The organism is Wolbachia endosymbiont of Wuchereria bancrofti (genome assembly GCF_002204235.2).
GTDB lineage: Bacteria > Pseudomonadota > Alphaproteobacteria > Rickettsiales > Anaplasmataceae > Wolbachia.
On sequence record NZ_NJBR02000095.1, the window covers coordinates 1 to 4757 of the forward strand.

The window sequence follows — 4757 nt, forward strand, 5'->3', positions numbered from 1 at the left end:
GAGAAAGTTTATATTCTCTATGTTAGTGAGTGTTCTTGCTGTCATTCCAGTGCCCCGACATTGGGATTCAACACACTGGAATGGCGATTCCTCATCATACTCCACAGTATCTTTGGATCACGCTAAGGAACGACGGTAGCTACAAATATTTAAGAAATTTGCTAATAGAAAAAAAGGCAAAAAAAACAGTTGGTGGCTAGTTATTTATATTAACTTTATAGTTAGCATTTTTTTATTCTAAACGTCCAATCTAGCTCCTTTTAAGTCGTAGCTGATCTAAATTTAAACGTTAGAAAATTTACTAAGCAGAAAAAAGGTAAAAAAACCCTGTTAGCTAATTATTCACTACCTATTTTTTAAATTGGCGTTTTTACTGTGTCAAATGCTTTAACAAGCGCATTTCAATTTATATTAAGTAAAAACCTTGAAAGGTTATAAAGATATACGGTGCACATAGTGCAAAAAATTAAATATGAGGCATCAAGTACATTGAGTCTTTTGTCGTTTAATCTGTATAGAGAAAATAAGTAATTAGCTTCAATGTTACAATAAGGAAGCTGGTAAAGTTTGTTGAGTAGTTTTTTGTAGTTCCGTTCCCTTGTTTTCAAATCATAATATTCATATGGTTGTGAAAGAATCTAGTTATAAGGCGGAAAATGCCAATCTTTAGGTGATAATGTGAATATTTCAACACCATCCTTTGTTACCCCAAGCGTATGCTCAAATTGTGCAGAGAGTGAAAGATCGCGTGTTGTTACTGTCCAATTATCAAGTCTACTAAGCAGAGTTTCATGTTTTCCAGCGTTGATCATTGGTTCTATTGTAAAAAACATCCCCTCCTTTAATACAAGGCTTTCATCTTGATCATAGAAATGTACTATATTAGGCGGCGCATGGAAGACTTTTCCTATACCATGTCCGCAATAGCTACGTACTATAGAATAGCCAAAATCTCTAATATACTTTTCTACAGCAAGCCCTATCTCGTTCAATTTATTACCAGGCTTAACTTGTTTTATTGCTTCCATCAATGCAACATAAGTAGCATCACATAAGCGTTTTGCTTTTATTGATGGTTTGCCAGCCCAAAACATGCGGCTTGTATCACCATACCAACCATTTAAAATCACCGTAACGTCGATATTTAAAATGTCCCCATCTTTAAGTGGTTTATCGTCAGGAATGCCATGACATACAACAGCATTTTTCGAAGTGCAAATCGACTTGGGGTATCCCTTATAGTTTAATGGTGCCGGAACTGCACCTGCTTTGACTATAAAATCATGACATAGGTCATTTAATTTATTAGTTGTTACTCCTACCTTTACATATGGTGCAATGAAATCAAGAGTTTCAGCTGCTAACCTTCCAGCTTTACGCATAAATTCAAAATCTTTTTGTGAATGTAAAGTTATGTTCATATTTTCTGTATATTATTGTAGTTACCATACACATCCTTATGCAAAATTAACAGCTTTGCTTATAGCTCGTCAGTTATCAAAGTAAGTCCCATAGGCTCCAGTGTCAAGCGTGTAACTGCACGAGCATTGCAATATGCTTCCACTAGACCAGAAAACCAGTGCGTAACGCATAACCATACGTATCAAATTAATGGCAAATACTCAAAATTATAAGTTAAAAATCAGATTGAATATTTTGTGTAATTCATAGAAGTTTATGAATTACACATCTTAGGCGTATCTTTCCAGATTTGATAAAACTACTGAGGTTTTTATGGGACTCTCAAATCCTATTATGGCTCTTATGTTGCTCCTATATAAAATCTTGTCCATAGGGCCTAGACTGTGACTTTTGATTTCACCCAGTGGTACAATTTACTTATTTTACCATCCTGACCCAGCATATCAGGGTTATTTTTATAAAAAGTGTCAACTATTAACTTTATAGAGCCTATGGCAGCAGAAAACACAGGATTTTTATTATATTCACCATCAAGACCACCGCACGACTCAGGGCACCCAATACGTACTTGTTTATTGAATATATAGCTTGCAATCTCCTTCATACTTGCCAGCCGACTGGTGCCACCTGTGATAACCACTTTATTAATTGGATCTTTCTGCTTCCTAAATTGCTCTTTCACCAACTCAAGTATTTCTTCAATCCTTGGTCTTATGATGTCAACAAGTTCAGATTTGGGTACTCGAGCCTGTTCATCATTCTCATTATTTTGTACTGTAATGTATTCGTTCTCATCTATTGAAGTCACAATAGTGCTACCGTACAGTACTTTTATACGCTCTGCATGTTCTATGCTTGTACATAGTCCATAAGCTATATCTCGAGTAATATGAACACCACCGATTGGGATGCTGTTTGCATATATAAGTTTGCTTCTTTTGAAAATCCCAATTGCAGTACACCCACCTCCTATATCAACAATAGCAGTTCCAAGCTCTTTTTCATCTTCACTAAGACAAGCAAAACCTGCAGAATACGCGGAAGCAATGCAACCTGCCATGCTTATACCGCTATTATTGGTTATGCAATTTTCAATGTTGGTAAGTGCTGGACGCGAAGCAGTGACAACATTAACATCAGCAGATAATCTCTTTCCATACAACCCACTAACTTCCCTTATATCAGTCATATCATCTAAGTGGTATTTCAGTGGTATATTGTGAATAATAACATTTTCTTCAATATATTTCTCAAATGTTTGAAAAACTACACGTTTTATATCCCGGTCAGAAATTTCATGATTAGCTGCGATAATCTCATTGTGCACATTGAAAGATAAGATTCCACATCCAGCAATATTAACATATATTTGGTCTATAGTTTCCTCTGATACTTGCTCAGCCAAACCTATAGTAGACGAAATAGAGTAACTTGCATACTTTATGTCAGTTATTGATCCACCATTTATACCTTCTGCAATCTTATAACCTGTGCCTGTTACCTTATAGTTGAAGTTGCCACTTATCTTAACAATTAGACAGATAATTTTCGTTGTACCTATATCTAAAACAGCAAAAACATTTCTCTTGGGTTTTACTATTACTGCAGAGTACATTAGTTGACCTTATTATATAATTTCATTTAGGCAGCTTCCTTTAATAATTTATATTTCCATTACAAAAATACAGCAACATTTTAATATATCCAAATACTGGACAAAGGAAAAAATAAAACATAGAATTATAATTTTATGCCTAAATTATCAATTGCAACTGCTCCCGATGAAAGGTTAATTACACGTGCCAGTGAAGTAGTAGGTATAAACGATAAAATTAAAGAATTAGTAAACGATATGTTTGAAACTATGTACAATGCAGAAGGTCTTGGTCTTGCTGCGGTGCAAATTGGAGTGCTAAAGAGAATTTTCGTCATGGATATCCAGCTAGGGGATATTAAAGGTGGACCAGTAGGATATGAATCTACTGGTAAATTTTGCATGATTAATCCTGAAATTACAGAATTATCAGATGAACAAGTCATTCTCAAAGAAGGATGCCTTTCAATTCCAGAGCAAAGTCATGAAATTAGACGCCCAAAATATTTAACTGTGAAATATAAGGACTTAAATAACAAAGAACAGACACTAAAAGCTAGTGGTTGGCTTGCAAGGTGTATCCAGCATGAGCTAGATCATCTAAACGGCATATTATATATTAGACACTTATCTAAATTGAAGTATGATATGGCCATGAAAAAAGCAGAAAAGGTTAAGAGGCACTATGAGCGATGAAGATTTAGAATTACTAAAATTTTACCATGAAGTGGGCATTGATTGTACACTAACAGAAGGTAACGAGGAAAAAAAAGTGGAACAAGAGAAAAATAGCAAAGCTATCCAATCTCCTGCCATTCAAGCCGAAGTCCAAAAAAAAGAACAGCAATCCATGTTTCCGAGTGACTGGATAATTGAAGCAAGGAAACTCGCAAGTAAATGTAACAGCATGGATGAACTAAGAAGTGCAATTAAGTCATTTGAAGGTTGTGAGATAAAAAAAACTGCAACCAATACTGTTTTTTCCGATGGTAATCAAAGTGCAAAAATTATGCTTGTTGGCGAAGCTCCAGGAGCAAACGAAGACCTTAAAGGCATACCATTTTGTGGTGCAAGCGGAATGTTGCTAGATAAGATGCTTAGTGCAATCAATCTTGATCGCACTAAAGTATACATAAGCAATACTGTATTTTGGCGTCCACCAGGCAATAGAAAGCCAACTGACCTAGAACTCGACATGTGTAGACCATTCGTTGAGAAACATATCGCACTGATTTCACCGCAGATCCTCATTTTAGTTGGAGGTATCGCATGTTATAGCCTTCTTGATAACACAAAAGCTATATCAACTTTGCGTGGCAGATTCCATACGTATACTAATCAATACTTATCCTATTCGATTACCACAGCTGTTATATTTCATCCAGCTTATTTACTTCGTCAACCAGCGCAAAAACGTTTAGCTTGGGAGGATTTAAAAAAGATTAGGGAGTACCTTAATAGTACCAATAACTGTACAGGCGTCTAGCAAACCGATAAAATAATGGACTTTTATATTGTCTACTCACCAAGCACAGCTATTATAATAGTCATTCAAATAGTGCACAGAAACGCAAAAAATTACTTGACGCACTTTGTCAGCTCTCTTATCTTAGCAATAGGGCTATTTTATACAATCTCCTAATCTGTGCAAATTAAAATGACAAGAAGGTTTTGTATTTGTTGTACTATTGTTTAATTCCTTGTACTACGTGCACCGTATGTCTTTATAAATTTCTATAGG

The 4757-nt window shown here is 35.3% G+C and carries 4 protein-coding genes; 2 read left to right on the forward strand and 2 right to left on the reverse strand.

Annotation, left to right across the window (positions count from 1 at the left end):
- Positions 1–638: 638 nt before the first annotated feature.
- Both map and ftsA read right to left on the reverse strand, forming a co-directional pair.
- Positions 639–1421, reverse strand: coding sequence for a type I methionyl aminopeptidase (gene map, locus CCY16_RS04990; RefSeq protein WP_088415432.1), 783 nt, complete (start codon positions 1419–1421; stop codon positions 639–641).
- Positions 1422–1798: 377 nt separating this feature from the next.
- Positions 1799–3037 (reverse strand): cell division protein FtsA, encoded by a 1239-nt coding sequence (ftsA, locus tag CCY16_RS04995; RefSeq protein WP_088415434.1) that lies wholly within the window; start codon positions 3035–3037, stop codon positions 1799–1801.
- Positions 3038–3172: 135 nt separating this feature from the next.
- On the opposite strand from ftsA, the gene def reads away from it, so the two are divergent.
- The gene (gene def / locus CCY16_RS05000; RefSeq protein WP_088415436.1) at positions 3173–3712 is read left to right on the forward strand and encodes a peptide deformylase; all 540 of its coding nucleotides are present in this window, start codon (positions 3173–3175) and stop codon (positions 3710–3712) included.
- Positions 3702–4502 carry a uracil-DNA glycosylase gene (locus CCY16_RS05005; protein ID WP_088415438.1) on the forward strand — a complete coding sequence of 267 codons (801 nt, stop codon included), beginning with the start codon at positions 3702–3704 and terminating at the stop codon, positions 4500–4502. Before def ends, CCY16_RS05005 begins: the two co-directional genes overlap by 11 nt.
- Positions 4503–4757 lie beyond the last annotated feature (255 nt).